This window comes from Candidatus Nitrososphaera evergladensis SR1 (assembly GCF_000730285.1).
GTDB classification, from domain to species: Archaea; Thermoproteota; Nitrososphaeria; order Nitrososphaerales; family Nitrososphaeraceae; genus Nitrososphaera; species Nitrososphaera evergladensis.
In genome coordinates this window covers 92,503-118,079 of the sequence record NZ_CP007174.1, presented here as the reverse complement: position 1 = coordinate 118,079, position 25,577 = coordinate 92,503, and the positions used below count along the sequence as shown (strand labels likewise).

Sequence of the window (25,577 nt, the reverse complement as noted above, 5' to 3'; positions counted from 1 at the left end):
TTTTACTATGAATATTTTGGGTAGTGAGGATAGCTACTGTGTTTCCTCAAATCTTAAGAATCACTAACACAGAAATGCCGTAATGTCAAGTCTAACAGGAAATAGGAAACTGTTGACGTCCTGCCTGTTGGTTGCGGGCTTTGCGATTGCATCTTTGGCAATGGTAAGCCCGTTTGCATCAGCGCAAAATGCAACCAACGGGACAGCAACAGGAGGTAACGTAACCGCGCCACCGGGAGGTAACGTAACCGCGCCACCGGGAGGTAACGTAACCGCGCCACCGGGAGGTAACGTAACCGCGCCACCGGGAGGTAACGTAACCGCGCCACCGGGAGGTAACGTAACCGCGCCACCGGGAGGTAACGTAACCGCGCCACCGGGAGGTAACGTAACCGCGCCACCGGGAAATATAACAGCACTATCAAAAAATGCAACTCTTGTTCTGACGCCATCTTCCGTCAATGCGGATGAGCAGCTGACTGTCACTGGCTCTGGCTTTAGCAGCAACCAAAACGCGACGCTGATGATCGACGATCTTACTCTGGATACGCTAGAACCCGTAACAACAGATGCCAATGGTTCATTTACCGCAACTGCAACGCCTCCTGCTGACATAACAAGCGGCAGTCACGATGTCAGTGCAACAGATGCCAACGGCGTTAAAGCTTCAACTACGCTCACTGTAAGCGCAACTACACCATCAGGTAACGCAACATCAACTACACCATCAGGTAACGCAACATCAACTACACCATCAGGTAACGCAACATCAACTACACCATCAGGTAACGCAACATCAACTACACCATCAGGTAACGCAACATCAACTACACCATCAGGTAACGCAACATCAACTACACCATCAGGTAACGCAACATCAACTACACCATCAGGTAACGCAACATCAACTACACCATCAGGTAACGCAACATCAACTACACCATCAGGTAACGCAACAGCTTGAGATACGCTACTGAGACATATTGCTCCTCCTATGAAGGAGCATTAGACTTTTTTCTTTTTATCAGATAATAAAATTTCTCTCTCGGCCATTATGAAGGACCAAGCATAAAGAAGATATTTCAAAAATTTCAGAAATACTGTGACAGTGCTTGGCAAAAGCAAGATACAAAGTCCCGGTATAACAAAGAAACATGCAATGCCTTTCTCATGGTACGGCAGTAACGTCGCAGCTTCCTTGTCCCTTTTTATCTTTCTTCAACCATCAACATTATTATCAACACTTTGATTAGCAATTCAAAAGAAGAAACTGAAACAAAGACATTTCGAGTAAAGAGTAGTGTTCTGGATCAGCTGAAGCGCGAGGCAGAGGAGGAAGGAATCAGCCTTAACTCTCTAGTGCACAAAGCTTTCATGCAATATATCTGGTGCAACACAAAGACCGCAAAGGGCATGATGGTTCCAGTCTCAAAGGCCAGACTCAGGGTCATAATGGAGAAAATGACCGAAGAAGAAATAATAGAAGTATCACAGGCCAACAGCAAGACTGATCCAAAAGCTCTGCAGTTTATTTTGCACGGAGAGTATTCAGAAGATGCGCTTATTGAGAGTCTAGAGATATGGTCGATAGCATCACGTTTTACCTTCTCTAAAAAGAGAACACAAGACAACAAGATCCAGTTACTAGTGCATCACAATATGGGATACAAGTGTTCGCTCTTCTTTTGTAAGACGATTGCAGAAGCTATCCATAATGCCACCGGCAACAGGCCACAATACAATATTTCGGACAACTTTTTTGCGCTGACTGTTGTTGATTCCTAAGAAAAAAGTGCAAAGACATGCACCACATCATATTTTTTCATTTTTTATCGAATGCAGCAAATTTCTGCCATGCGTGCATGTATGCACAGAAAGAGGTAATAACTGCGGTGCAGCATACAAGCATTAAGAGATGAAAACGCCGTCGGATGGATTTGCCTTCAAGTGAAGTCATAAAGCGAGAGTTGCTTGGTTGGGAGGGAGTTACTATACATGAGCACGATTTTGCAACTACCAGATTTTATGTGAACGGCATTGAGATGGGACACATTCATGGCGACGAAATAGCAGATTTGCAATTTCCAACTAGAATCAGCAAGAGACTCATATCCGAGGGAAAAGTGCTGCCGCACCATGTCATTCCAAAATCTGGATGGGTGAGTCATGAGATTCAGAAACCCGAAGATGTAAAAGCAGTAATAGACCTCTTTTATTTGCAGCATCAGCGCCTAATAAGGAAGAAGAAATAAAGAAAAAACAAGCAAAAAAGCGCGGGAAATAAGGACTTGGTAGATTTTTCTTCTTTTTGTACTTCAAGTTTGCGCAAACAGCGATTTCTCTACATCAGACATGTCGTGATATTCCTTGTCCGGCAGCATGCCTATCATGTCCACTATGTCTTTTGGGTTATCAAGCCCGGACTCTAGAATATGCCTCTGTGCATACTCTTTTAGCTCATCCTTTCTCTTTGGAAAATCCACGCCAGAAAGAGCCTTTGCAACCGCCGCGGCGGATGTTGCTGTGCTTGCCGCGGTCCTTCCGCCCCTTGCGCTTGGCGCTTCACTCTCGGCAACTTCACTTGCGCTCCGGATTCCCTGCTTTTTCTTTACTTCTCCCAATGCAATTGCAACTTCTGCAGCATCTCTGTACGTGCGACTTGGCAGCGACTCTACAAGTTTTCGAAGCTCGTCATCAGATACTTGCTGCGACGCGTAGGCAGTCAGCAGCTCCTCTTTTGTCTTTGGGTATTGTACACCAGACAATGCTTTTTCCAAATCCGCGGCAGACGGCGCTCTGTCAGGGTGTGCCGTTGCCAGGTGTCTTTCAAACCGGGACTTTTGCTCAAAACCGTCTCCGCATATTTCGCACTTGAACTGCGCCATTTTCTCTACTCTAGCTCACCTTTCCCAAGGCCTTTTCCACGTCTGCCATGCTGTTGTATTTCCTGTCTGGCAGGTCGCGCACAGTTTGCACAATGTCTTGGGCTGACTCTACCCTGCCTGCATTTTTCTCTGCAACCCTTACAAGTTCATCTTTTTTCTTTGGAAAATCAGTGCCGGCGAGTATCTTTGCTATTGCCGCAGCAGACGGCGCTCTTGATGCGGCCGCACGCCCTCCTGCCTTGCCTCCCCTTCCGGGGGCTTCCTCACTTGACAGCTGCTGGACTTCCCTTTCTGAGGGCATTTCTTCTTTGCCTGGAAAATCACCTTTCAGCAGAGGCTTTAATGGGACTTGATCCTTTCTGATTTTTAGCTCGTTGAACAGCTCGGCGGTATTGGTTGTCTCTTTTTCCTCGTTGAGGTCAATGCCCAGCTCCTCTTCGACATCCCTTTTCCTTGCGCCGATGAGCAATACCTGCGTGTTTTCATAGTTCAAAAGATCCGGATCTTCCACATTTATCCACCGTCTGTCTCCAAACTTTTCCTTTACGGAAGAGGGGTATTGCGGCTTTCTCTCTTCAAAGGCTTTAAAGCCGGGCACCTGTATGTCCGGGTTTTTAACAGAAATGATGTAGCTGGCCTCTTTTTTTATCTCAAATTCTTTTTGCGTAGGACCCGGCACTGGAGGCAGCTCCAAGACATACGCAAGCTCGGTATGATTGTCATGCTTGACTATGGAATACTTGCCTTCACCGGCTGGCGTTGCAGGTCCTACCCTTCTTTTGCCCCTTGTTTCTGTCTCATATTCGGCGGGCAGTAATTCTTTTCTGATGTCTTCTGTGTTTGAGGTCGTAAGCACATTGAGAGCCCAGTTTCTTTCTTCTGACGTAGACTTGCCCTCAACGATCTTTGGCAGTTGTTTCTGGCCTAGAATAAAGAGCCTTCTTTGTTTTCCTTCTTCTGGCGAGGTGACCATATAGAATCTCTGCACGTCCTTTATCTCCTCGACTTCTTCCTTGCCGACCTTTGGCCTGTAAAAAAAGAAAATATCTCCTTGTTCTACAATCCCAGGTTTTTCTTTCTCGGCCATTCTAAAGTTTGGTAAAAATGAAATAAATGAGTATCTCTCTATATCTCGTTTTGATTTATAGCAGTCCGCGTACTAGGAAACGAGTCGTATTGTTGACTCTGTGATTAACAATAGTAGCAATAGCACATACATGCGCGCATACATACACATGCGTGTGTGCTTATGTCATCATGCACCAGTAGGAAAAGTCTCTGGAAGTTCCTCGTCTGGCGATACTGGCATGTGTATTGGTCGGAGCGCATTTGTTTTATCAAAATAAACAATAGTGCATCGTATCGTTCGGGCAGAATGGTTTCCACGTAATTTCCATATCTTTCGTATGAAGGGTTGTAAACTACACCGATTGCCCTCTGCCCCCTTGGGACAAGAAACGTGCTGTATCCTTCTTTTCCCCTATTGCTAAAGATAAAGAGTTTATCCTTTATGGTTTTTCGATTATCATTATCATTGTTGCTTCTGCTGTCACTACCATCATCGTCATACCTTTCGGCAGCTTCGTCATACTTGTGCAAAAAGCTGTCCCAGCTTCCATCAATTGCAGGCGGGACAGGCATCTTCTCCATTTTTTCACCCCATTCTTTTGCAGCAATTACGGTTCCCTCGTATGTTCCAAAACCTACCAGCACTACGTTATCGTGCCCTGCCTGTTCCCTTGCAAGCTGGCCAAGGTTTACCATTTTGGCCCTTTGCATGTCAGTTGCCCTTGCATCGCCAACGTGGGTGTTATGCGCCCATACTATGCACTTGGAATCGCTGCCATGAAATCTCATCAGGCGCTCAAGCGTGTTCATCATGTGGTGGTCGCGGACGTTCCATGAAGCGGCGCTACCTTTCATCATCGTCCTGTAATACAATTCTGCGTTTTTTGCCACCACGGCGTTCTGTTCTGCATCAAAATATGCCTCTTTTTCTTCTTCATCACTCTTGTATCCACCACTTGCCAAGTTCCTCTCCTTCCTTTGCTCTTTTTGTCTCAATTCCACCAGCATTTCAACAACCTCGTCTTCACAAGACTCTGGGATGAATGCAGTCGCCCTAGCATATTCCTCGACGTCTCTGCCGTAGGGCTCAAAGCAGCTGTACGCGTTGATAGCCGCCTTTAACGAATCGGGGTAATTCTTCTTGAGGTACTGCATGACGGCATCAAGCGATTCCCACAAGCTGTAGACATCCAGACCGTAAAACCCAGCAGCAGTAGTAGTAGTAGCCTTTCTGTCGCGTCTTCTTTCTCTATTGTTCCGTCCTGCCACCCTTCTGTCATTGTAAAACCTTAGCCATCCGACCAATTCGATAATTTCCCTGTTTGCCCACATCCATGTAGGCCAGCGGCTGAACGCGTGCAACACTTCAAAGGCCGATGACCCGGCTTCTGCCATACCTTTTACGTAGCGATTTACCCTATAGCAATCCGGCCAGTCTCCCTCAACTGCCACAAAAGAAAAATCCTTTTCAGCTATCAGGCGCTTGGTGATCTCTGTCCTCCAAGCATAGAACTCGGATGTCCCATGCGACGCTTCTCCAAGCAAGACATACCTGGCGTCTCCAATGTGCTCCAGCAGCGGATCAAGATTGGAGGCATTTTCAAGTTTATACACCGTCATCATCGTCTCTGCAATTATCGCGTCGCCTCTGCTGCCATGTCAGATTTCTTGGTGCCATCCTCATCATGATTTTTCTCTTTTATGTCGCCGCCGAGAAAACGCGCAAACCAGCTTGTGGCTAGCTGTGCCACCTGTTCAAGCTTGCCCGGCTCCTCAAATAGATGCGTGGCGCCGGGAATTATCACCAATTCTTTTTTGTCATTGGCGAGTAGTTGCAGGTTGCCAAACGCTTCCCAGTTTAGCTCAATTACGGGCTCATCGTTTTGCCCGACGATGAGGAGCGTAGGCGCCCGGACTTGGGCCAGAGATTTTGTTGTGGCAAGGTCAGGCCGGCCTCCCCGCGAGACGACGGCCTGCACTGCATTTGGCCTTTCTGCAGCCGCCACCAATGCGGCTGCAGCTCCGGTGCTTGCCCCAAAATAGCCAATTCTAAGATGATTATTATTAGCAAAGCCTCCATTCTGGAGCAACAACCAGTCGGTTACTCTGACCAGCCTGTCTGCCAAAAGGCTGATGTCAAACCTGTAATGCCGAGTTTGCTCATCGACAATTTCTTCCTCCTCTGTGAGGAGGTCAAAAAGTAGAGTGCCTATGCGCGTCTTATTTAGCACGCTTGCAACGTATCTGTTCCTCGGGCTGTATCTTCCGCTCCCACTTCCGTGGGCAAATAGTACTATTTTGGACAGGCTATTATTGTCATCATCAAAGACCTTCAGATTACCATGCAGTAAAACACCTGAATCAAGCGAGATATCGACTGATTGCTCGTTTTTATCATCATCGTCATCATTATCGTAGTCTCTTCTGCGCCCTTGCATTTCTTTTGGCCTCCTTCTTTTCTTTTTTGTTTGTCAGGGGAGCAAACCCTTCTATTCCATCGAGAACCATCGAGTGATTTTCTTCGGTGCAGCAGGAGCAGCTGGCCTCTATGCAATTTTTTGTTAGCTTGTGGTTACACGTCTTGCAGGTGCATATACTATCCATGTACATGATACCCTTGCTGCCGACATTCTCCATTTCCTGTACTGCTCATTAAAAATTAAAAACACTTTATCCGGCAATATGATAAAATGCTGCTGCCGCAGCTGGCAGGCCGCACTTTCTCTTCATCTTTTTCTTTTTCATCTCTCTTGCGCTGCTAAACTATCCTAATAAAATGATCTGTCGTGCTGATATATTATGCCGATGATCTGAGTACTGACATCATGGTTGAAAAATATGCTCCAAAAAGAGAGCTTGACAAGAATGACATTTTGCTTTTCGTAGCGATTGTGGCGTCAATGTCTGCCGGCGTTCTTGTACCCTCTGTGGGACGCATTTTTCAACCTTATCTGCTCGTATGGCTTGGCGGCCTTTTGTTTCTAAACCTCATACGAATGGATCTCGGTGAGCTTGCCTCTACGTTCAAGACTCCCAAAAAACTTGCCATTCTGTCGGTAACCAAACTTTTGATATTGCCACTGTTGATGTATGCCATTACAAAAATCGTCTACGAGCCACTAGCAATCCCTGTGCTATTATTGTCAGGCATTTCAACCGGCCTTGGAGCACCGTTTGTGATTAACGTTACTCTGGAGGGAGAAAAAAACAGGCGGCAACTGTCTTTGGTTGTCGCAATGGTAATTGTCACATCTCTTGCTGTCCCGTTCGTTCTTCCTTCCATGGTATATTTCCTACTGGGCAACTCGCAGTTTAAGATACCAATACTACAGATGATTTTCCTGCTAGTCACCGCACTCTTTATTCCAATCGCTGCTGGCTGGTTTGTAAAGAAACGGTGGCCTGCAGTAGCTGAAAAGGTCGATAAAAGATCATTGCCGGCGTCCATCGTATTTATCGCCCTCATCAATTTCGGAGTCTTTGCAGAATTTTCAAATTACTTTTTTAAAAAGCCCGAGTTTCTGTTTGTTGAAATCACTGCCTCGTTTGTCTTGTTTGCAGCGTATAGTGCGATAGGCTACTTTACTGGACGCATCGTTAGTGGCAAAAAAGGGAAGAGAAAAGAGTTGATTGCAACTGGCATAGTTGTAATGAGTTACGTAAATAATGTCTTGGTTGTTGTTTTTGCCTCGCAATTCTTTGGTCCTGACTATGCAGCCCTTGCCGCATTTTACAACCTGCCGTATTATGGACTAATATTACTGCTCAAGAAACTGATCACTGCAGAGCAAGTAAAGAGCTTCTCGTAATGCATATAGCGTAATAATGATAAAAAATACTGTTGTGATATATGCTGATGAATGCAAAAATTATCCATGACGATTTGAACGCAGGAGGAGGCAGTGAGTACTTGGCACTCTCTGCCATCAATACCCTAAACGAAATGGGCTTTCAAGTTGATCTTGCGTCTTTTACGCAACCCAACGTCAAAGAGATAAAGAGAGATTTTGGAATCTCAGATCTCGCAATTAGAAATGTAGAGAAGATAGATATATTCTCCCTTCTGCAGGCAGATAAGGATGACAAATCTCATGATCAAGCAGGCTCGCACAGTGAAGCGGCAGCAAAAGTATACGGTGACGATGACAGATATGATCTAGTGATAAACACGCACGGCGATCTCTTGCCATATTATTACCATGACGATGATGAGCACGATGACAACATTAAAAGAACAGGCTTGAGAAAAAATTTTGTTACGTATTGCCACTTTCCGCTTTTGCCACAGCTTGTAGACGATGGCAGTTATATGAAATTTATAAACAAGTGGACATCGATGGACCTGGCTGCAGACAAGGACCCGGGGCGCAAGATACTAACAAGCTCACGTAAAATGTATGATACGATGATGCAGCATGCAAACGTTGTGCTTACAAACTCACAATTTAGCAGAAACGCAATAGAGCAACATTACAACAAAGTCAATCCAGTGGTTGTGTATCCTCCAGTAGACGTAAAAAAGTTTCATGATGTCTTTACCTATTCTGGTAAGAAGGAGGAAAATTCAATACTCGTGCTATCGAGGTTTAGTCCTGACAAACAAATTGAAAACGCAGTCAAGGTTGCTGGCATACTGAAGGACAAGGAAACCAGTGCGAAAATGACGCTTGCAGGAAACATTTCAGAGGACGACCAGCAATACTTGGAGAAATTAAAGCAAATGATAGACGACAGCAATCTGCAAGATAACGTCCATATCGAAGTTGACGTGAGCTTTCCACGCCTGCTTGAATTGATGAAGCAGTCAAAGGTGTTTTTGCATCCTCTGGCCGGCGAGCCCTTTGGGATAGCCATAGTGGAGGCAATGAGCGCAGGGCTCATCCCGGTGGTGCCCCATGTAGGCGGCAATACCGAATTCGTGCCAAGCGAATATCAATTTCACAGCCTTGAAGAGGCTGCGGACATAATCGCCAAAAGGGCCCTGGCGGCATCTGATTCTTTGCAAGACAGATCAAAGATGGGCGAAATTGCATCAAGATTTTCTGTCGGCAACTTTAACAAGAATCTAAAAAGCGTGATCAGTCCCCTCTTGGTGTCAGCAGCAGGAGAAGAAGAAAAGTATGCAGAGTCAGTTTGATAATATCTTGCGATTTAGGTGCTTACTCCCCGGTATGCGTCAAGCCGGTTGTACTTTACTGCTTCCTGCATTATCGTAAACAGAACCTGCTCTGACATCTTGCTCAGCTTGCCGACATCCTCCCTGTATGCGTCAAAAGAAGCGTGCTCTTTTTTGCCCAAGAATATCTCCTTTACCTTATGCCCCAGTACTGCCACTTCGATAAGAAACCAAACATCTATCCCCCATCCATCAGGAGGGTTTCTTTTTAGTAAATCTGTCCAGACTCGGATGTTAGCGCAGACTTCGCCGCTAAGTGGCTGCTCAAAACCAGACAGCTCTGGAAAAAATACTGAAATCATCGGTCTTGCTATCAGTTTTGTTACAGCCGCATCTTTTGGATGCCGCTCATAAAAGCCTCTTGTCATGTCATATCCTCGCTCTACCACGGGCTCTACCAGTGCGTCCACCCATTCACTTGTAAGATTTTTTATATCAGCATCCAAAAAAAGCGCTATGTGTGCTCCCATCTTTTCGGCTTCCTGCAAACCCGCCTTCATCGCTATGCCTTTGCCAGGAAATTTGCGCTCTGGCTGCTCTATTGCAATAGTTGCGCCCGCTTTTTTGGCCAGTTCGATCGTGTTGTCGTTTGAGAAACCGTCTATAACAATAATGCTTGGAGCATAGGGGCTTTGCTTTACATTCGCTATCGCGTTTTCAATAGTGCGTGCAGAATTTTTGGTGCAAAAAATTATCGCCACCTTCTTGTTGTTGTTAGAAAATTTGGGCTGCGACACATGTGATCTTATGGACGCCATCACAGTTAAGCGTTAAGGATGCTGCAATACAGAGAGTGCAAGCAGCAATCAACCATAGGGGAAAGAATGACAGCAGGGCACAACTCGTATAACTGATAATTGAAAAAGTATCAGTGATGTTGTTGAAAGGGCAAGAAGTTCACCCAGCGTTGTTGGTAATAGACGTTCAGAACTGTTTCATGTCAGAGGGAGGCTCGTATGATATTCTAGGCATAAATATCTCTGACTATAACCGTGTGTTGCCAAACATCTGCAGCATGGTCAGCCTGTGCAGGGACAAAGGAATCCCCATCTTTTACATGATGGCCGTAAGAGAGCCATCCGGCGTCGACCTGCTTACAAAAACGCACAAGTTTCTACCCAAGCCAAGAGAAGAGAGGATCGAAAGCGCTCCGATATGTGTCAAAGGTACGTGGGATGCTGACATCATCGACAGTATCAAAAAATCTGTAGACACATCATCACCAAATGTGATAATAAAGCGAAGGGATTCGGCCTTTTTTGGCACAGAGCTTGACAAGAAACTCTGTGATTTAAAAGTTGACACCGTCATCATCTGCGGAGTAGATACGTCAATATGCGTCGAAACTAGCCTGAGAGATGCTTTCAATCTAGGCTATGATGTGGTACTTGTTTCTGACGCAACTGCGTCAATGGATGCCAAGAGGTATGAATGTACTTTGGAAGATGTCCGGAATTTCTTTGGCCTGGTGCTGGACAGCAAAAGCCTTCTCAAGGAAGTTGGACAGCAGGTGCCAGAAAAGGACTACTACCACCTGTACAGAAAATAGCAGGTGCCGGCAAGCTTTGCAATGGGTTTTGCCATGCTAGCCGTACATCATCGATCTGCCCGCTGGATATGGCGTCGCCTGCGCTTCTTCCTGCCGTTTGAGGCTTGCTATGGTTTCTGCGAGCCTGCGTTTGATCTCCCTGCCCTCCTTCAAAAGAGGGCCGACATCTAACTCGAGTGGGACGTGTGGCATTTCGCTGATCGTCTGAAGCAACAGGGCCGCTCCCTCCGGGTCAGGTACGCCGCTGGCTGTCTGGACAAGAACCGCGCTGCAGGCCATGTCACGCGACAGGCATGACGATAGCAGCCCTGCCGACATGCCTGTTATCAGAGTGGTCTTTTTGTGATGGTATGGAGATGAGGATTTTAGTCCATCATCATAATTATCATCGTCGTCGGCAGCAGCATTGTTGCCGTAATTATCATCATTATTATTATCATTATCCTCATCATTGCCTGATGCTGGAGCGGATGGCAATGATGGCTGCTGCAGATTACCAGAGTGGTAATGGCTGGTCAAAACTATCGATTCTCGGTTTTTCGCAGGCCAACCGCTGACAGGTATGCCGTCAAGGGTTATCACCTCGCCAATCCCGTTGTTGATTGCCCACGACACCACCAGATCCATGATATTGTGAATTCCTTCTGGCAGCAGCGGAGCTTCGCAGACTATGACGTACAGCGAACCCTTTCTATCGGCGTAAATGCGAAATGGGTGTCTCAGCTTGTCGCCGATGTAGGTGACGGTAGGCATTATGAATTCCGAGTCGACAGACGCTATCTGGTGCATGTCAAGCCTTTCGATTATAAAGTTGGCCGATATAGAACCCACGAGTCCCGTGCCGGGAAAGCCTGCAATGAGCGAAGGGCGCAAAGAGATGTGTTTTCTTGAATTTGCAGTATTATTGTTAGTGGTAGCTTTGACGCGCAAGAACTGCTTTATCCGGGTCTTGCCATCGTAAGACTCGTGAATGGTTGTCTCGCTTGCAAATCCTCTTTTAACCATATATGTCTGTATGACTTAGGAAGACAAAGTATTTCTCTGTTAGCCGCATTGCCAAGGCTACCTTGACAAAGTCTTTTTATTATTATTGTGATTGTGCAAAAAATTTAGCGAGTATCTTTATCACTTCAGACGCTCTTCTTTTGCTTCCTTTGCGAGCGCTTCCCTTAGCAGCTGTACGTGCCTCTCTTTATCCTGCTTTATTGTGTTCCATACGCCAATGAGATCGGAGCGGTTTTCCTTGCTAGCGTCGTCGATGTACCTGTCGACGGTGGAATAGAGAAAATCTGCGTCCTTTTCAAGCGCTCTTATTATATCATATGTAGAGTTTGTTAGCCTGGTAGCTTCGTGCTTGGCGGACATTTCAGTTGTCATATACTCTTACTAAAGCAAAGATAATCTAAAACAGTTGTGAGCTAAAGATGATATATGCTGCGCATCATCGCACGAATATATAGAGAACTACAGGGAGTGGAGGCCGCTCCCCTGGGCGAGGAAGGTGCAGACCGGGCAGGATTTTCGATTATCTTTAAGGTTCAAAGAACCTTCTCTATGGTATGAGAAACGCGCAATGGAATGGACTTGATTCCAGTGATACAATCCCCTCCTCGTGTCCGTACCGCGTCGACTTTGAATGCACGCCAGCCCCGGCAGAGTCGCTCAACTCGCTTGAATCAGGAAGATTGATGCTGACGGTAAAGCTGCAGGGCGACGAAAACAAGAAGGGGGAAAAAGAAAAGGTCAAGGCAGTTGCCGTGAGACTGGTGAACAAGGCAAAACGAGAAAACCTCGGCAATGTAGAAGGATCAAGCGAACTAAAGCGCAAGACCTCGCTGTCGGCCAATCTTGCACGCGACAACCAGCATACGGGCTGGTGGGCAGGAGTGATAGGGATTCCCATCACCTGGATGGAAGGAGGAACCACCGATTACGAAAGGTCGGGATCGTGGCATCCAAAGAGCAAGGGAAACTTGTTCGCAATGGAAATTACGTACACGCTAGACAACGGAAGCAATTGTACCGCCCATTTTGATTCAGAAGATGCGTATCATTGGACAGCAACGCGCTAGGCGGCTTGCGTTATAGCATTTGCTTGAAAAACGCGCATATACATACATGCACATAAATCCATCCGGGAAAGAAAAGCACGAAACCTGTTTTTTGGTATGAGTAAATAGAGCAACGTAGGACAACGCCTTTTTGCAGAGTCAGGTGAGCGGCACCATACACAGAGTAGAAAAAGAAAAGAAAGGGAAATCCGCGTTTCTGCTTAAGTGACTGTTACCTCGCCAATCATTGTTGGGTGGAGTTGGCAAAAGTAATCGTACGTCCCTGCGCTGTTGAACTTGAACGTAAAGTCCTTCTTTGGTACCAAGATACTGGAGTCAAAGACGTTGTCCGGAGTCGAGTTCTTGCCAGACGTCACGGTGTGCAGAGCAGAATCCGCATTCTTCCATGTTACTTCAGTCCCAGCCTTTATGGCCACAGGATTTGGACTGAACGACTTGTCGCCCTTGTTAGCTGCGCCTGAAACGATATCGATTGTTGTTGCACGCCCCTCTTCTTTGGCAGAGGATTTCTCCTTATCTTTGTCCGAACTATTGCTGTTGTCAGACATCATAGTCTTGTTCTCTCCCATGTGTGCCATCGTGTGATACCCATTGTTCGCCCTAAGAACGGTGCCATACAACGGAGTGTTGCCCAGATGCGAGTTCACATGAGGATCCAGCATAATGCTGATTATGTTGTGGTTCATGATTTTGATTGTCATTGGAATGTTCTTTTGTGGTGCGTCCTTCATCGTCATTGTGGCATTTCCAGTAAGAGTCGTGGTGTTGCCATCGTCAGACATGTTTGTCAGGACAAAGTCAGAAATTGCATGTTCGTGTTTTGATGTACCATCCAGCTTTGTCATGATGAATCTGGCGCTGAATTTTGCGTCAGGGGCCGCTGATGTTGTACTGTTGTTCTTGCTCTCAGAAGGCATCAGAAACAACTTCCATCCGCCAGCCGCTATCCAAGCGGGCTGACCCTTCTCATCATTCTGAATGCTCGATATGGTTCCTAAAGCCGCTCCCTTGGCGGGCGACGACGGCGCTGCCGTCATTGTCATCGAGCTGCCAGGGTGCTGCATTTGTTCCTTGTCAGCATATGCGAAGCTAGCGCCATTCAGTGAGGCGACAGAAATCATTCCCACGACCAGAACGGCTGCTGCCACGGTTGCCAGCAACATCATGTGCTTTTTTGTGTTCATCAGGGTCGCTCACGACGACATATTGAAAAAGATTATGTTACCAAGTTCCTGTTCGCACGAGAAAAACAGGCGAGATTAGCTTTCCCGGGTTTTCGTTTCGATGTCAGGATGGGTCTCGTCCTGCCAGCACTGCAGGCAAAAATCCCCGGTCACCTGAAAGACCTCGGCAACCTGTTTTCTGCATTTTTGACACATGATATCGGGAGAATCTAGCGATGATGATGATGGTGATGATGGTGATGATGGTGATGATGGTGATGATTCTTTGGCAATTAGATCTTCTAGGTCATTCATACTGAATTATTGTCAGGCTACATTCTAGTTAAGGCAGCAGGCACCTTTAGGGGAGGGGGAGGCATTGATATGTTTTAACATGTTATATCATGTGTACAATAGTTTTTGCCTGCAGGCTCTGGCAAAATTACAACCTAAAAGAGCACTTTTCTGCCATCAAGATTTCAGGATATTTCTATTTCTCTTTTGCACTAGCTTCCGCGCAGAAAGGCGGAAGAGCGTTACGACCAACTAGACCTTTCGATTAATAATTGCGATCCAAAGTTTTGCATCATGCAGAATGTCAAACTCGGGATAGCAGTTCAGGACAATGCCGTTTACCGCCTTTTCAAACTGCCAGTTCTTGCAGCTGGTGTTGTACTCGTCTTTGGTGCTCCTCGAGGGTGGCCAGTTGAAAGCATCGTTGACGCCCTTGTAGCCATGACCCTTTTGCAGAGTTATCGTGTTGGAGACAGGATTGTACGAAACAAGCGCATATAGCGCGTTTGGGTACAGGTAAAGGACGTCTGGATGGCGGGTTATGGCATCAAACTCTGCCTGGGTGACGTATTCATTGTGAAGCACTATCACCTTCTGGTAGCTTGCCAGGATGGAGGGGTTTTTGGTTACCTGCTCGTCAGTAACAACGTCGCTGGTTTCAAGTGATTTGATCATCTCGAGGGCGTTGTTGCTGCCCGCATAATCCATCACGCTCGTACGTTCCCTTGGGCTTAGCGGCACAGTCAGGCACCGGGTCTTGCAGTTTCCCCTGTAATAATCATAGAATCCATGAGGCTGGTAGGCGGCAAAAGTAAATGTCGGCCTGATGACTACTAGGAGGCGGTGTGAACGATAAGACGACAAGGATGAAGACAGCGGCAGAATAAAAAAGAATATGATTATGACCAGAGCGCAGCAGCCTACGACAAGACCGAGGTGGAAACTCTTTTTCTTCTTCATACTGGTCAGCGCATCTACTGCGTCACTAAACTGCACTTGCGGCCAATTAATTCCTGCCTTAACTTTGTTAACTAGAAAAAATTTCTCCTGCGAAAGGTGATGATGATGCAAAAACCTGAAGTATTTTTGGAGATTGAAAGTAGTAGTTTAGTTTGGATTTCAAGGTACGCGGAGAAGCGGTAGTTCATCTATGATATGCGAATCTTGCTTTTACGGATAGGCGGCTACCAGTACGCTGCTCCTTCCATGCTTATAGGCAACACAGTGTTTTATTGTTTTCATGTCCAAGTTCAAGCATGGTAGCGCGGTTCTTGCCGCAGCGACTCTCCTTGCGATAACGTCATCATTATTACTTGCAGCATCGCTCCAGAGCGCATTCTCGCAAACAACATCATCAACTACTACATCATTTAACCCTCAGCCGGGTTACAGCCAAGCAAGGGAAGACCCCTCGTTTGCAGTGCACATCCCGTTTACGGATCTGGGTTTTTCACCATTCCTGCCGACGACGATTTCAATACCAACTGGCATGACCGTTATATGGTTTAATGAAGACGAGTCAGAACATTCCGTCACCGTAGACGCAGGCTCCCCGGGCGTTCCGCAGGGCGCAGAGTTTGACTCGGACATGATAGCACCCGGAGGCTTTTTCACACACACGTTTACCGTTCCGGGAACCTACGAATATCATGATAGCGCAAACCCGCAATCAAAGGGCAGAATCAACGTAGGAAGCGGGTTTGAAGGAGGAAGCAACATGGACATGCTAATCGGCGGAAACGCGCTGCCGTTTAATTCAAGCAAACTGGCAAGGGTGACACTGTCGTTTGTGCCGCATGAAAGTGCCGCCGTGATCCCGCCAGATTTAAGCATCACATACAACGTGACTATTTCAAACTCCGCGTCAGCAATGTACAGCAACCAATTTGAGGATTCAGACGGCATATTGGACCTGGAGCTTGTGCCGGCCATATCCAGGACAAACAGCACCGCAAACTTTGTTACATGGGGACCTGACCTGACGGACAATGAGGGAGTGGCAAGCGACGGCACATACCATGTCCAAGGCCCCGTGCTGGTGAACGATGAAGAGTATTCGATTCAGGTTTCAATAGTTGCAGAAAACGAAAGCGATCTATCTTCTCCAGTCTCTGACACATTCGTACTTCCTCCAGTTGGAGCGCAATGAGTAACTGGGATAAACATAAAGTGGACGAAGAAGCACAATAACAAGATGCCACAAAGCGGTAGCTTGGCCTATTATTGCGTGTTTTTTCCGTCCTTTAGATAATACAATGTTCTCTTGCCTACCTGCTTTCTGGCGACGTTCTGCTGGCTTTCCACCATCTTTCTTATCACAGGCAGGTAATTGGGAACATAAGAGACGCCATCCAAAAGGGCAGAGAGGGTTTTTGGCGTGCCAGATAGCTTTTTGTTCACGTTATTGATTATCTCCTTCTTTTTGTCATCGCTCATGTGGTATACTGTTGCTACTTTTGCAAGCGCCTTTACCTTTCGCCGGGCCTTTGTTTTTGCGTGAAATTCTCTGCCCTTTTCCCTTATGGCAGCATCTAATTGCCTTTTGATATCTTCAATTTCATCTGGACCAAAAGTTATCTTTTGTCCGTCTTTCTCAATTTCTATATAGACAGACTTTGTTACCTTGACCATAGTTATAACAACATTCGCAAAAATTGCTATAAAAATAGGCGGATTGAATATCCATAGGAAATCGGAGAATTTACTACATTTCAACATACGAAATGGCACGGAGCAGCCTGTACGTGTCATTTGCAAGTTTGTAAAAGACACATAATAGGTGCGCGTGTGTATGTACCAGGCAGAAAATATATGATATATATATTAATTATTATTCATTCTTCGCCAAAGAGCGTACGAGATATCGATTTGCCATGAGTTGTTTCTTCTAGCTGCAACCTAAGATCTGCGAGCCTGACGGCAAACTCTTTTCTTTGCCCTCCTTCCAGCTCCTGTCGCAATATCAATTCCTCTTTCACGGGTGTTTTTTCTCTTAGCTTCCCAATTGCAGGGCCAAATGATCTGGCCAGCGCTTCAAGGAGATCGAAAAGGAGACGAAATTCAATGAAAACTAGAGGAGACATTATGGCAGTAGCAGCAGTGGCGGTGAAGCCAGAGCCAGTCGGTTCTGCCGCTGCGCCGCCGCTGACGTTACGCCTCGACATAGCTATTGCTTCCTTTTCTTCCACCGCAAGCAACTTTAATTTGCCTTTCAAAGCCAGAATTTTGGGATCTCGCAAAATCTGCATCTTGGTCAGGACCGCTGTGCCAAACGTTGTTAGCTTGCGCAAGTCAGTTGCCTGTTCAATTTCTTTTATTCGAAGCAGATCCGTTTCTACCATGGCGGTAGCTTGCCCCTCTTCTCCCCTGTCTCTGTTGTCTGTATAGTGTATCGTTGGGCGAGTTGTCGAAAAAGTAGCAGAATTCGTAGAGGAAGACGGGAGAGAGATATTATTATTACCACTATGCGCAGAAGAATCCGGCAAGCTTACCATGTCAAAGGTGATAGTAAAAAGCTCGCCCTTGCCTTCCCTTGCGTGTCCAGCAGAGATGTCGGATGCTAATTGCACTTCAAGGGTTTTATCATCGCGCAAAACCACAGAGGACATGTAAAAGTCGTCTGCCTTTGTAAAATGCGGCTCCTTGGCCGACTCTTCCTTTTTAGAGCCCAGTCTGAAAGTATTCTTGACCTTTTCCGACATGGGAAGCTTCATGCCTACGGGAAGCATCAATTCCTTTATACCAAGATCAACGACTTTCTTGCGATAGTTCCAGAACTCGATGCCGGCAGACTCGAACTCAAAGACGTACGTGAATGGCATTGTTGATGTTATTGCTGCTGCCTTTGCACCGGCTTCTTTCTCTCCTTCCTCATCTTTGTTTGTGACTGCGACCGCCGATTTCGGTGTTGATACTGACGTTGATGCAGTGCGAATAACTTTGTAATTGTTATTGTGGGTCGCAGGATCAATGTGCGCTTCTAGCTCGATCGAAAGATTTGCAAGAACAGATCCTGGAAAATTGCGATTCTCGTCGGACAGCCAGCCTTGCACAGCGTTAATCGCGGCAATGCGGTTTGCATTTGTTGTTGACTTTATGTTCTCGTTGTATTTCTCTTGCTGCTGGGAAGAGTTTGCCTCCACATCAGTCAACATCCTGTCAAGTGAGGCTTTTGCATCGGTCAGAAACGTGTTGCCGCCGGCAGACTGCAAACCTGTGACGGACGAAAAGATATTAGAATTTCTCTCATAAAATCTATCTATTGTGTCTGTGGTAGCTGCTCTAGTGTTTCTTATGGCAGAGATGAGTTCTTTGCGTAGAAGCTCTGAATCATCCAGCAGAGATATACATTTCACATCCGTTTCGTGATATTTTATCACTTGCGCAGCTAGCGACACGAAATTCTTTATCATCTCTATAAGGTTTCGATTATCTTCTAGCGGCGTATAGTCTGCATATAGAAAATGCCCGTGCGAGGGATGCGGACTGGCACCGGCGCTACTATTATTACTATTATTGTTGCTACGAATATCATTATTGCTGTTGCCGCCGCCAGCAGCAGTTCCATGTTTGTCGCTACTGTCACTATCATACTCTACCATAGAGAATTATTTTTCGTAGAGTATTTACGCGTTCGTTCTAGCTGCGGTCGTTTTTCTGCGCAAATTGTATAATTTGCATTAGATATCTGATTCTTGCTGGTCAGTGCTTCAGGAGTAAGAATACGCATGAGTTGTACTTTGCATTTTTTCCCTCTCTCTCCTCTCCATGGCATTTTTTGTTGTACGAGCGACTGACTGGCGGCTTTTTGTGCAAGGTCAGAAATTTTTTACTTTACCATTCCGCTGGTGGCGTTCTGGATTGCATCTTTGGCAAAATTCTTGCCCTCTTCTGTCGCATTTTTAATGACGGGATTATTGCCGAGTTTTTCCGCTCCGGATATCAAGCCTGAGAAGAATGCCTCAACGCCTATTCCGATTATCAATACTATAACCACGGCAATGACGATCCATGTAAGCAGACCCATAGTAAATAAAAGAATATTCTTCTATAAAAGAGAATGCCCATTATATGCTGCAGCAAGTCAGGTTAGATTATTAGCTGCTTTTGCGCAAGATCTTTTGGGGTCTAGCGTCTGAGTGTATATTTCCTGTTAGGCTTGACATCCAGACGCAAGACCTCCTCTTTTGTATCGGCCGACGGGGCATTGCCTGCTGGCCTTTATTATTACTATACTGCTACTGCGTTATAGATCGACTGGTTGTTTTCCGGGCCTGTCTTTTATTATCACATACTGGCCTGAAATGAGGTTTGCATTTGCCAGTACTATTTCCTTGTTCGCGTCGCCATCGCTTGCCAGAAAAAAGAACTTGGAAGTGATCTTGGATACGGTTCCAGCATATTTTTCAGTAGAGGCGATTATCTGTACGTGTTCTCCCTCCTTGATTGGCAGCAGGTGATTCAGCGGCCTTTCCTTGATTATCCTCACAGACCCCTGCAGTATGGCGTTATTTGGGATATAGTATTCCGTGTTGTCATCTGTGATGATCTTGGTGTACATCAGGTGCACATCATCTATCACTCCGTGGATGTTGTCCCCTATCATAAAGACGTGGTCGCTCACTTTTGCAGGAAAAGCAGTTAGCACCAGCCCGCCGGCTAGGATGTTGCCCACTATATCAGACAGGGCAATGCCCGCTATGATCGCGGTTAGCCCGCCGCTTACCAGGATGACCTGCGGGTCTATGCCCCACTGGTGCATCAGCACTACCGCCGCGATCAATGAAATGGTTATGATGACAAAAAATGAGAGGATAGTAGAGAGATGTGGATTTATCCTTGCGACATTCTTGTGCACGATTCGCCGGACCGCATAAATCAGGACAAACGACACGGCTGCAGTGATGGCGCTTCCAGTCAGCTGCATGTGGATATGCTGTATTCCGAGGTCGGGTGCAAGAAACTGCTCAAAAAGGTAAAGGCCCACCCATGTTGCCATCGTTATTAGCAGCGTTATAAGTACAAGGCGGGTTATCTGCCGTACAACGCTGGCAGAGCCGTTTTGCCTAGCAGCAACAGCGTCTTGGCTTGCAACTGCCATATACATATACTCTGAGTATTGCTGCAAGTAATAAACAGCCAGCGTGCAAGGTTCTGTAAGATTATTCTCTCTCCCTCTTTTTGCCGCTGTCAGGACCCAGCTCTCTAGGATTTGCGCCCATCCTGGTTTGCAGGGCTTGGCTTTTGAGTCTGAACAATTGAGGGAGTGTTGCCAGCGCCATTCTTTCTATTATCCATTATTGCCCATCCGGATATTGCGACTATGCCTGCTTGAAGCACCTTGGAAATTACGCTCAGGCTTCCAAAACCTCCGGGTTTGTCTCTTCCCACCAAAAAGGCAGCGTCAGACCTGCTTATGCCAAAAATTACAATTATAGCAATTGTTCCGATAAGCATTATTGCCCAGGCAAGGTTAGAGTTATTTTTCACAGCCCAGTACCCGACTGGAACATGCAGTATAGCTATTATCAAGAAGAACGGTCCCTCGATGTTTGGATTATCGATTATGTGCGATTTTGCTTCCCACGCATATATCGCGGTGGTGGCAATTACCAGTCCGAAGAATAACCCTATCAGGAATTTTCTGTCCATTTCCCGTTGATATCCTAGAAATTAAGGATTTTAGTGTAGTCTTGTTTCTCGTTTGGGAGAACGAAGGGTCGTGGGCTGCGGGTCTGTTTTTGCGTATAATATACAAAAATCCTCTGTTGTTAGAAATGAGAAGTTTCACAATGCTGATATATTGCACGGCATCTGACTTGCAAGCAAGAAGACGAGACAGATGGTGACGATGGACGCAACAAGGTGCCTGCGATGCGACGCCGACCTTTCTACGAGCGCTTTCTTTTACACCATTGCACGAAACAGCTACATGTTTGGCTTTTTCTGCTCCCGCGATTGTGCGCAGGAAAGTGAGCACAACAAGTACCTGAAGGCGACGGTGCTGCGCATTGCCCATCCTCCTGCCACCCACAAGGATCTGGTGCTCACCCCGGACGTGAAAACCCTCAGACAGTACACAGAAGAGCTGGAGAGGCGCAAGATAAGGGAAAAGTACTTTTGAGAAGAGGCGGGTGTGCCACAGGCATCTCTGATATTGAGAAAGCCTTGCACAAGCGGAAGAAGACAAAAAGGCAAAGGAAGAAAAATAATGTTGTTTTTTCCTCATGTCAAGCGTGAGGCGATAACCCCGGTGCCGGCAGATACCAGCCCGCCCACGATTACTACCCACCCCACAATCACCCAGTTCACGTCGGGCCACTGGATTTGCGGCCACTGGATGCTTGGGAACTGTATGCTAGCCGTGCTCAGTACGTAAACGCCTACCGCCATGAGCACGATCCCGCCAACTATCAGCGACATGATCTTGAACATATTCTTTCGTTGTAAACTGACAAGCTAATTGCCTTAAAGAAATCCTAGCTTGAAATGCTTGATCAAAAACCAAGCTTGCATTGATGACATTTGCTTCTAGCTAAAAGATCTATGCCCGCATTTTTTGATGGCAGACAGGGATGGAAGCAGCAGGGCTTATTTGTCCAAACGTGCATAGTGTAACATGAGGTAGCACACACGCATCTTGGCTCAACTGCAGAGGGATACCGGCCTCACAATCAGAATGATCCTGAGCTTTGCGATTCTGTCAGTGCTTTACTTGGTGTTTCTGGGCGTGCTTGCATACCTTGGAGTTGGCTATATCCCCATTGCCATAATCGCGTCGCTGATGGTTCTCGCGCAATGGTACTTTTCTGACAAAATCGTCCTGTGGAGCTCTGGCGCCAAAGTCGTTACAAAGGACCAGTACCCTAGGCTTCATGCAATAGTGGAAAGGCTTGCTGCAGAAAACGGCCTTCCAATGCCCAAGATTGCAGTTATGAACACGCAGGTCCCAAACGCCTTTGCAACCGGCAAGAGCCCAAAGAGCGCCGTGGTGGCGGTGACGGCGGGCATCATGAACACGCTTGATGACGACGAGCTTGAAGGCGTGCTTGCTCACGAGCTTACGCACGTAAGGAACAGGGACGTGCTTGTCATCACGCTTGCAAGCCTCTTTTCAATAGTCGCGTTCTCCCTTATGCGGTTTGGGCTCTTTAGCAGCATGTTCTATGGCGGTGGTTATGGATACTATGGTGGCGGCAGGAACAGCAACAACGGGGCAGGCGCAATGGTGATAATAATCGTAGTTGCCGCAGTAACGTGGCTTGTGAGCTTTTTGATCATACGGGCAATATCGCGGTACAGAGAGTTCGCCGCAGACAAGGGATCGGCCCAGATGACACGCAAGCCGGAAAAGCTTGCAAGCGCACTCTTGAAGATAAGCGGCAAGATGAAGGCCGCCCCTCAAAGGGAGCTTGAGCAGGCCGCAAGCCTCAACACATTTTTCATCATTCCCGCCCTGTCAAAAAGCTCGCTCTCAAATCTCTTTTCCACCCATCCGCCTGTCGAAGAGCGGGTGAGAAGGCTGATGGAAATGCAGTCTCTGCTAAAATAACATTCTGTACATCATGTGCATGTTATCGTCATTGCCACTACAATTTCAGAGGTAAAACATCGGTTTTACGATCAGTTTTAATAATAAGTTCCAGCTATGGATCTTATATCCAATAACTATAATAACTTCTATATCGTAATTCTAGTGTCATGTTTAAGGAAGTCGCAACAGTGTTTTCCCATAGAAGGAGTCTAATGAAGCCGCGGAGCATGCACGCGATAATTGCGGAAATACTCCGCGTCTGCGAGCAGAAAACCAAGAGGACGCACGTAATATACAAGGCAAATCTGTCCCACTCTATGCTGCAAGGGTACGTAGAGCTGGCCTGGCAGAGCGGGCTTTTGGATGAGCTGCCAGACAGGTCCCTATTGATAACTGAAAAGGGAAGGGAATACCTGGCACATTTTACATGCGCAGAAAAGATGCTGAGGATAAATAACAATATCGATGCTGTCCCTTCTTCTCCAGAAGAAGAGGAGGAAGAACAGCAACGGCAGCGTCCTTCAGTAAAAGCGGCAACGGCGGCAGCATCGCAGGTAATCGACACCTACACCTAGAAAATCTTTGCATGAGAAGAAACATCATCGCAATTGCGCAAAAGTTCGCAACTCTTTAATTATTTTCGGTACTACTCCTCATAATGTCTGATGCAGAATATGCAAAAACGACAAAGCCAGTCCCGAACATTGTCGCACTTGAAGTCCTGAAGAAAAACGGCGTCAACGTAGACAAGCTGAAGGACCTGATTGTAAAGGGAGTCGGAGCAGAGTTCACGACGTACTATTACTACACTATCCTGAGGATGCACTGCACCGGCCTTGAAGGCGAAGGCATCAAGGAAATAGTCGAAGACGCAAGGATAGAGGACAGGAACCACTTTGAGGCAATGGTCCCAAGGCTGTACGAGCTTGGCGGCGCGCTTCCAAGGGACATCAGAAGGTTTGCAGACCAGGCAGGCTGTCCCGACGCTTTCCTTCCCAACAACTGGGAGGACATCAACTCCATACTGAAAGTATTGTTAGAAGCCGAGCAGTGCGCCATAAGGTCGTGGGGCGAGGTCTGTGACATGACAGCGGGCAAGGACCCAAGGACGTACGACATTGCACAGAGGATAATGCAGGAAGAGGTTGAGCATGAAGCGTGGTTCATAGAGCTTCTCTCAAAGAGGCCATCAGGGCACTTTAGGAGAAAGTTCGCAGGGCAATCTCCGCACACAGGAGCGCAGGGGAGCCTGATACACCTCTAAGGTTAATACAACCGCTTTACTTTCCTCTTTTTTGCGATGCTTTACAGGGCGTGCGCGAGTAGTGAAATTCCTGACGACTGCTGGAAGGTTTTTACCATTAACGGCACAGACGTGCTGGTCGGGAAAAGGCGCGGCAAGCTGTTTGCCTGCAACAATTCCTGCCCTCACAGGGGCGCGTCGCTTGCAAAGGGCGACTTTAACGGCGACAACATCGTCTGCCACATGCACGGCTACGAGTACAACGTGTTCACCGGCAAGCTGGAGAACATGAAGTCGTGGAAAAGGGAGGCGACATGGGTTGAGCAGTCGCCAGAGTGGAGAAAGTCAGGCGACCTTGTGCTGTATCCAGTGGTTGAAAAAGACGGGGCGGTCTACGTGGACCTGCCATAATGTATCATTATTATCATCATCACCAGTACGCGCTCTCGCCTGTATCCGGCTGCTTTTCAATGGACAGATAGTTTCTGACGCCCTCTAGCCCCTTGAATATCCCTTCGGGGGCAAAAACCGATGGAGCACGAGTGGTCGGAAGCTCGCCGCAGCAGCTCTCCTCGAATTTCTTGATGTGATATTCGACGTATTTCTGGCCGGACTCTTGAAACAGCCTGATTGCTTCAAGCGAATCCTCTGCGTCGTCTATCAACAGCACCGGCTTGCGCATGTATTTATGGCATGTTATGTATCTTGAAAATAAAATATAATAATTTCTGCGGTAAAGAAAGGTCTCGACTTACAGTTTTGGCGGCGCGGCCGGCATTGCACGCTTGTGCGCGCTCTTTGCAATCATGCCCTGCACCTTTTTTACCTTGTCTACGGGCACGCCAAGCGCTACGGCTGCCTCTTTTGCGGTTTTTTTCCTGTCCACCAGCATGTACAGGATGGGATCGATTGTTTCATAGCCCATCCCTATTTCATCTTCTGCAGTGTGGTCCGCCCAGAGCCTGGGACTGCTCTTTTTTTGCAGTATTGCGTCAGGCACTTTTAGGTATCGGCCTAGCTCTCTGACCTGCGTCTTGTACAGGCCGGCTATCGGGATCATGTCTGCCCCGCCGTCGCCAAATTTCGTGAAGTAGCCGATGCTTATCTCGCTTTTGTCGCTTGTCCCTGCAACCAGCCTTTTGCCAACGTGCGCATGATAATAGAGCACGGACATGCGCACCCTCGCAGTAAGGTTGCCCCGCGCGACTTTGTCTTCGTTATCATCCGACAGGACCTGCATGTATCTTTCGACTATCGGCTCCATGTTGATGGTCTGGTGCTCAATGCCAAGTTCTCTGGCGTGCGCGGCCGCATCCTCTACATCTTCGTTCGGGGTTGACGCACTCGGCAGAATCAATCCAAGAACATTCTTGCCGCTTCCGTCAAGCGCCCTTGTGCACAGCGCCGCTACCACGGCAGAGTCGAGGCCGCCAGAGAGGCCCATCACGATTCCTCTTTCTGCCCGCGCGGCCTCGACATAACCGGCGATGAATTTCTCGATGCTTTTTGCGGTCTTTGCACGATCAAAGCCGCTGGTCAGTCTGGCAAGCACGCGAGACTCGGGGCTGGAAGAAGAATAATAATAATTCAACTA

At 47.1% G+C, this 25,577-nt stretch carries 31 protein-coding genes; 13 read left to right on the top strand and 18 right to left on the bottom strand.

The genetic code is table 11. The features are described 5' to 3' along the window. The first annotated feature begins 82 nt into the window (after positions 1–82). The 3 genes from NTE_RS00665 (at position 83) to NTE_RS00655 (ending at position 2,252) form a co-directional block, all read left to right on the top strand. Positions 83–964 carry a hypothetical protein gene (locus NTE_RS00665; RefSeq protein ID WP_148699266.1) on the top strand — a complete coding sequence of 294 codons (882 nt, stop codon included), beginning with the start codon at positions 83–85 and terminating at the stop codon, positions 962–964. A gap of 281 nt (positions 965–1,245) precedes the next feature. Further along, entirely contained in the window at positions 1,246–1,785 is a 540-nt protein-coding gene (locus NTE_RS00660; RefSeq protein WP_148699265.1) for a hypothetical protein, read from the top strand. 152 nt (positions 1,786–1,937) lie between these two features. Then, positions 1,938–2,252 carry a luciferase domain-containing protein gene (locus NTE_RS00655; RefSeq protein ID WP_148699264.1) on the top strand — a complete coding sequence of 105 codons (315 nt, stop codon included), beginning with the start codon at positions 1,938–1,940 and terminating at the stop codon, positions 2,250–2,252. Between the two features lie 63 nt (positions 2,253–2,315). Here NTE_RS00655 and NTE_RS00650 read toward each other — a convergent pair whose 3' ends face one another. From NTE_RS00650 to NTE_RS00635, 4 genes are all read right to left on the bottom strand, one after another. Next, positions 2,316–2,885: a DUF2795 domain-containing protein gene (locus tag NTE_RS00650; RefSeq protein ID WP_148699263.1), complete on the bottom strand. Its 570-nt coding sequence runs from the start codon at positions 2,883–2,885 to the stop codon at positions 2,316–2,318. Positions 2,886–2,895: 10 nt separating this feature from the next. After that, positions 2,896–3,972, bottom strand: a complete 1,077-nt coding sequence (locus tag NTE_RS17015) for a DUF2795 domain-containing protein (RefSeq protein ID WP_226987092.1) — start codon at positions 3,970–3,972, stop codon at positions 2,896–2,898. Between the two features lie 104 nt (positions 3,973–4,076). After that, positions 4,077–5,576, bottom strand: a complete 1,500-nt coding sequence (locus NTE_RS00640; RefSeq protein ID WP_226987091.1) for an erythromycin esterase family protein — start codon at positions 5,574–5,576, stop codon at positions 4,077–4,079. 11 nt (positions 5,577–5,587) lie between these two features. Then, on the bottom strand, positions 5,588–6,391 hold the full coding sequence (locus NTE_RS00635) for a dienelactone hydrolase family protein (protein ID WP_148699262.1): 804 nt from the start codon (positions 6,389–6,391) through the stop codon (positions 5,588–5,590). 387 nt (positions 6,392–6,778) lie between these two features. Here NTE_RS00635 and NTE_RS00630 point away from each other — a divergent pair, with 387 nt between their 5' ends. Next, positions 6,779–7,762, top strand: coding sequence for a bile acid:sodium symporter family protein (locus tag NTE_RS00630; RefSeq protein WP_148699261.1), 984 nt, complete (start codon positions 6,779–6,781; stop codon positions 7,760–7,762). A 101-nt stretch (positions 7,763–7,863) separates the two neighbouring features. After that, positions 7,864–9,090, top strand: coding sequence for a glycosyltransferase (locus NTE_RS00625; protein WP_158384890.1), 1,227 nt, complete (start codon positions 7,864–7,866; stop codon positions 9,088–9,090). 14 nt (positions 9,091–9,104) lie between these two features. On the opposite strand, the gene NTE_RS00620 is transcribed toward NTE_RS00625, so the two are convergent. Next, entirely contained in the window at positions 9,105–9,866 is a 762-nt protein-coding gene (locus NTE_RS00620) for a glycosyltransferase (RefSeq protein WP_158384888.1), read from the bottom strand. 173 nt (positions 9,867–10,039) lie between these two features. Here NTE_RS00620 and NTE_RS00615 point away from each other — a divergent pair, with 173 nt between their 5' ends. Then, a complete protein-coding gene (locus tag NTE_RS00615) occupies positions 10,040–10,678 on the top strand; it encodes a cysteine hydrolase family protein (RefSeq protein ID WP_158384886.1) in 639 nt (212 codons plus the stop codon). 36 nt (positions 10,679–10,714) lie between these two features. Here the strand turns inward: NTE_RS00615 and NTE_RS00610 are convergent, their stop codons facing one another. Both NTE_RS00610 and NTE_RS00605 read right to left on the bottom strand, forming a co-directional pair. Then, positions 10,715–11,683 (bottom strand): proteasome assembly chaperone family protein, encoded by a 969-nt coding sequence (locus NTE_RS00610; RefSeq protein ID WP_148699257.1) that lies wholly within the window; start codon positions 11,681–11,683, stop codon positions 10,715–10,717. A 120-nt stretch (positions 11,684–11,803) separates the two neighbouring features. Then, positions 11,804–12,055 (bottom strand): hypothetical protein, encoded by a 252-nt coding sequence (locus NTE_RS00605; protein WP_226987090.1) that lies wholly within the window; start codon positions 12,053–12,055, stop codon positions 11,804–11,806. A gap of 182 nt (positions 12,056–12,237) precedes the next feature. On the opposite strand from NTE_RS00605, the gene NTE_RS00600 reads away from it, so the two are divergent. Then, the gene (locus NTE_RS00600; protein WP_148699256.1) at positions 12,238–12,750 is read left to right on the top strand and encodes a hypothetical protein; all 513 of its coding nucleotides are present in this window, start codon (positions 12,238–12,240) and stop codon (positions 12,748–12,750) included. A 200-nt stretch (positions 12,751–12,950) separates the two neighbouring features. On the opposite strand, the gene NTE_RS00595 is transcribed toward NTE_RS00600, so the two are convergent. The 3 genes from NTE_RS00595 to NTE_RS00585 form a co-directional block, all read right to left on the bottom strand. Beyond that, positions 12,951–13,934, bottom strand: a complete 984-nt coding sequence (locus tag NTE_RS00595) for a cupredoxin domain-containing protein (RefSeq protein WP_148699255.1) — start codon at positions 13,932–13,934, stop codon at positions 12,951–12,953. A 75-nt stretch (positions 13,935–14,009) separates the two neighbouring features. Continuing rightward, positions 14,010–14,228, bottom strand: a complete 219-nt coding sequence (locus tag NTE_RS00590) for a hypothetical protein (protein WP_148699254.1) — start codon at positions 14,226–14,228, stop codon at positions 14,010–14,012. A gap of 231 nt (positions 14,229–14,459) precedes the next feature. Continuing rightward, the gene (locus NTE_RS00585; RefSeq protein WP_158384884.1) at positions 14,460–15,203 is read right to left on the bottom strand and encodes a N,N-dimethylformamidase beta subunit family domain-containing protein; all 744 of its coding nucleotides are present in this window, start codon (positions 15,201–15,203) and stop codon (positions 14,460–14,462) included. Positions 15,204–15,447: 244 nt separating this feature from the next. On the opposite strand from NTE_RS00585, the gene NTE_RS00580 reads away from it, so the two are divergent. After that, positions 15,448–16,356, top strand: a complete 909-nt coding sequence (locus NTE_RS00580; RefSeq protein WP_148699252.1) for a cupredoxin domain-containing protein — start codon at positions 15,448–15,450, stop codon at positions 16,354–16,356. Positions 16,357–16,427: 71 nt separating this feature from the next. Here NTE_RS00580 and NTE_RS00575 read toward each other — a convergent pair whose 3' ends face one another. From NTE_RS00575 to NTE_RS00550, 5 genes are all read right to left on the bottom strand, one after another. Then, complete coding sequence (locus NTE_RS00575; protein WP_148699251.1) at positions 16,428–16,838, bottom strand: hypothetical protein; 411 nt, start codon at positions 16,836–16,838, stop codon at positions 16,428–16,430. A gap of 203 nt (positions 16,839–17,041) precedes the next feature. After that, entirely contained in the window at positions 17,042–18,808 is a 1,767-nt protein-coding gene (locus tag NTE_RS00565) for a hypothetical protein (RefSeq protein WP_148699250.1), read from the bottom strand. 227 nt (positions 18,809–19,035) lie between these two features. Then, a complete protein-coding gene (locus tag NTE_RS00560) occupies positions 19,036–19,233 on the bottom strand; it encodes a hypothetical protein (protein ID WP_148699249.1) in 198 nt (65 codons plus the stop codon). Between the two features lie 219 nt (positions 19,234–19,452). After that, the gene (locus NTE_RS00555) at positions 19,453–20,307 is read right to left on the bottom strand and encodes a mechanosensitive ion channel family protein (protein ID WP_158384880.1); all 855 of its coding nucleotides are present in this window, start codon (positions 20,305–20,307) and stop codon (positions 19,453–19,455) included. A gap of 104 nt (positions 20,308–20,411) precedes the next feature. Next, positions 20,412–20,858: a hypothetical protein gene (locus NTE_RS00550; protein WP_148699247.1), complete on the bottom strand. Its 447-nt coding sequence runs from the start codon at positions 20,856–20,858 to the stop codon at positions 20,412–20,414. A gap of 199 nt (positions 20,859–21,057) precedes the next feature. Between NTE_RS00550 and NTE_RS00545 the strand changes: the two genes are divergently transcribed. After that, entirely contained in the window at positions 21,058–21,330 is a 273-nt protein-coding gene (locus NTE_RS00545; RefSeq protein WP_148699246.1) for a hypothetical protein, read from the top strand. A 101-nt stretch (positions 21,331–21,431) separates the two neighbouring features. On the opposite strand, the gene NTE_RS00540 is transcribed toward NTE_RS00545, so the two are convergent. Further along, a complete protein-coding gene (locus NTE_RS00540; RefSeq protein ID WP_148699245.1) occupies positions 21,432–21,629 on the bottom strand; it encodes a hypothetical protein in 198 nt (65 codons plus the stop codon). Between the two features lie 217 nt (positions 21,630–21,846). Between NTE_RS00540 and htpX the strand changes: the two genes are divergently transcribed. The 4 genes from htpX to NTE_RS00520 all read left to right on the top strand — a co-directional run bounded on the left by htpX (position 21,847) and on the right by NTE_RS00520 (position 24,394). Further along, positions 21,847–22,758, top strand: a complete 912-nt coding sequence (gene htpX, locus NTE_RS00535) for a zinc metalloprotease HtpX (protein WP_148699244.1) — start codon at positions 21,847–21,849, stop codon at positions 22,756–22,758. Between the two features lie 194 nt (positions 22,759–22,952). After that, positions 22,953–23,315 carry an Sso10a family chromatin protein gene (locus NTE_RS00530; RefSeq protein ID WP_158384873.1) on the top strand — a complete coding sequence of 121 codons (363 nt, stop codon included), beginning with the start codon at positions 22,953–22,955 and terminating at the stop codon, positions 23,313–23,315. A gap of 83 nt (positions 23,316–23,398) precedes the next feature. Then, positions 23,399–24,004 carry a DNA protection during starvation protein gene (dps, locus tag NTE_RS00525; RefSeq protein WP_148699242.1) on the top strand — a complete coding sequence of 202 codons (606 nt, stop codon included), beginning with the start codon at positions 23,399–23,401 and terminating at the stop codon, positions 24,002–24,004. Between the two features lie 36 nt (positions 24,005–24,040). Continuing rightward, entirely contained in the window at positions 24,041–24,394 is a 354-nt protein-coding gene (locus NTE_RS00520; RefSeq protein ID WP_148699241.1) for a Rieske (2Fe-2S) protein, read from the top strand. A 19-nt stretch (positions 24,395–24,413) separates the two neighbouring features. Here the strand turns inward: NTE_RS00520 and NTE_RS00515 are convergent, their stop codons facing one another. Both NTE_RS00515 and NTE_RS00510 read right to left on the bottom strand, forming a co-directional pair. Continuing rightward, complete coding sequence (locus tag NTE_RS00515) at positions 24,414–24,665, bottom strand: hypothetical protein (protein ID WP_148699240.1); 252 nt, start codon at positions 24,663–24,665, stop codon at positions 24,414–24,416. Between the two features lie 69 nt (positions 24,666–24,734). Further along, positions 24,735–25,574 carry an NAD+ synthase gene (locus tag NTE_RS00510; RefSeq protein ID WP_226987089.1) on the bottom strand — a complete coding sequence of 280 codons (840 nt, stop codon included), beginning with the start codon at positions 25,572–25,574 and terminating at the stop codon, positions 24,735–24,737. Positions 25,575–25,577: the final 3 nt, after the last annotated feature.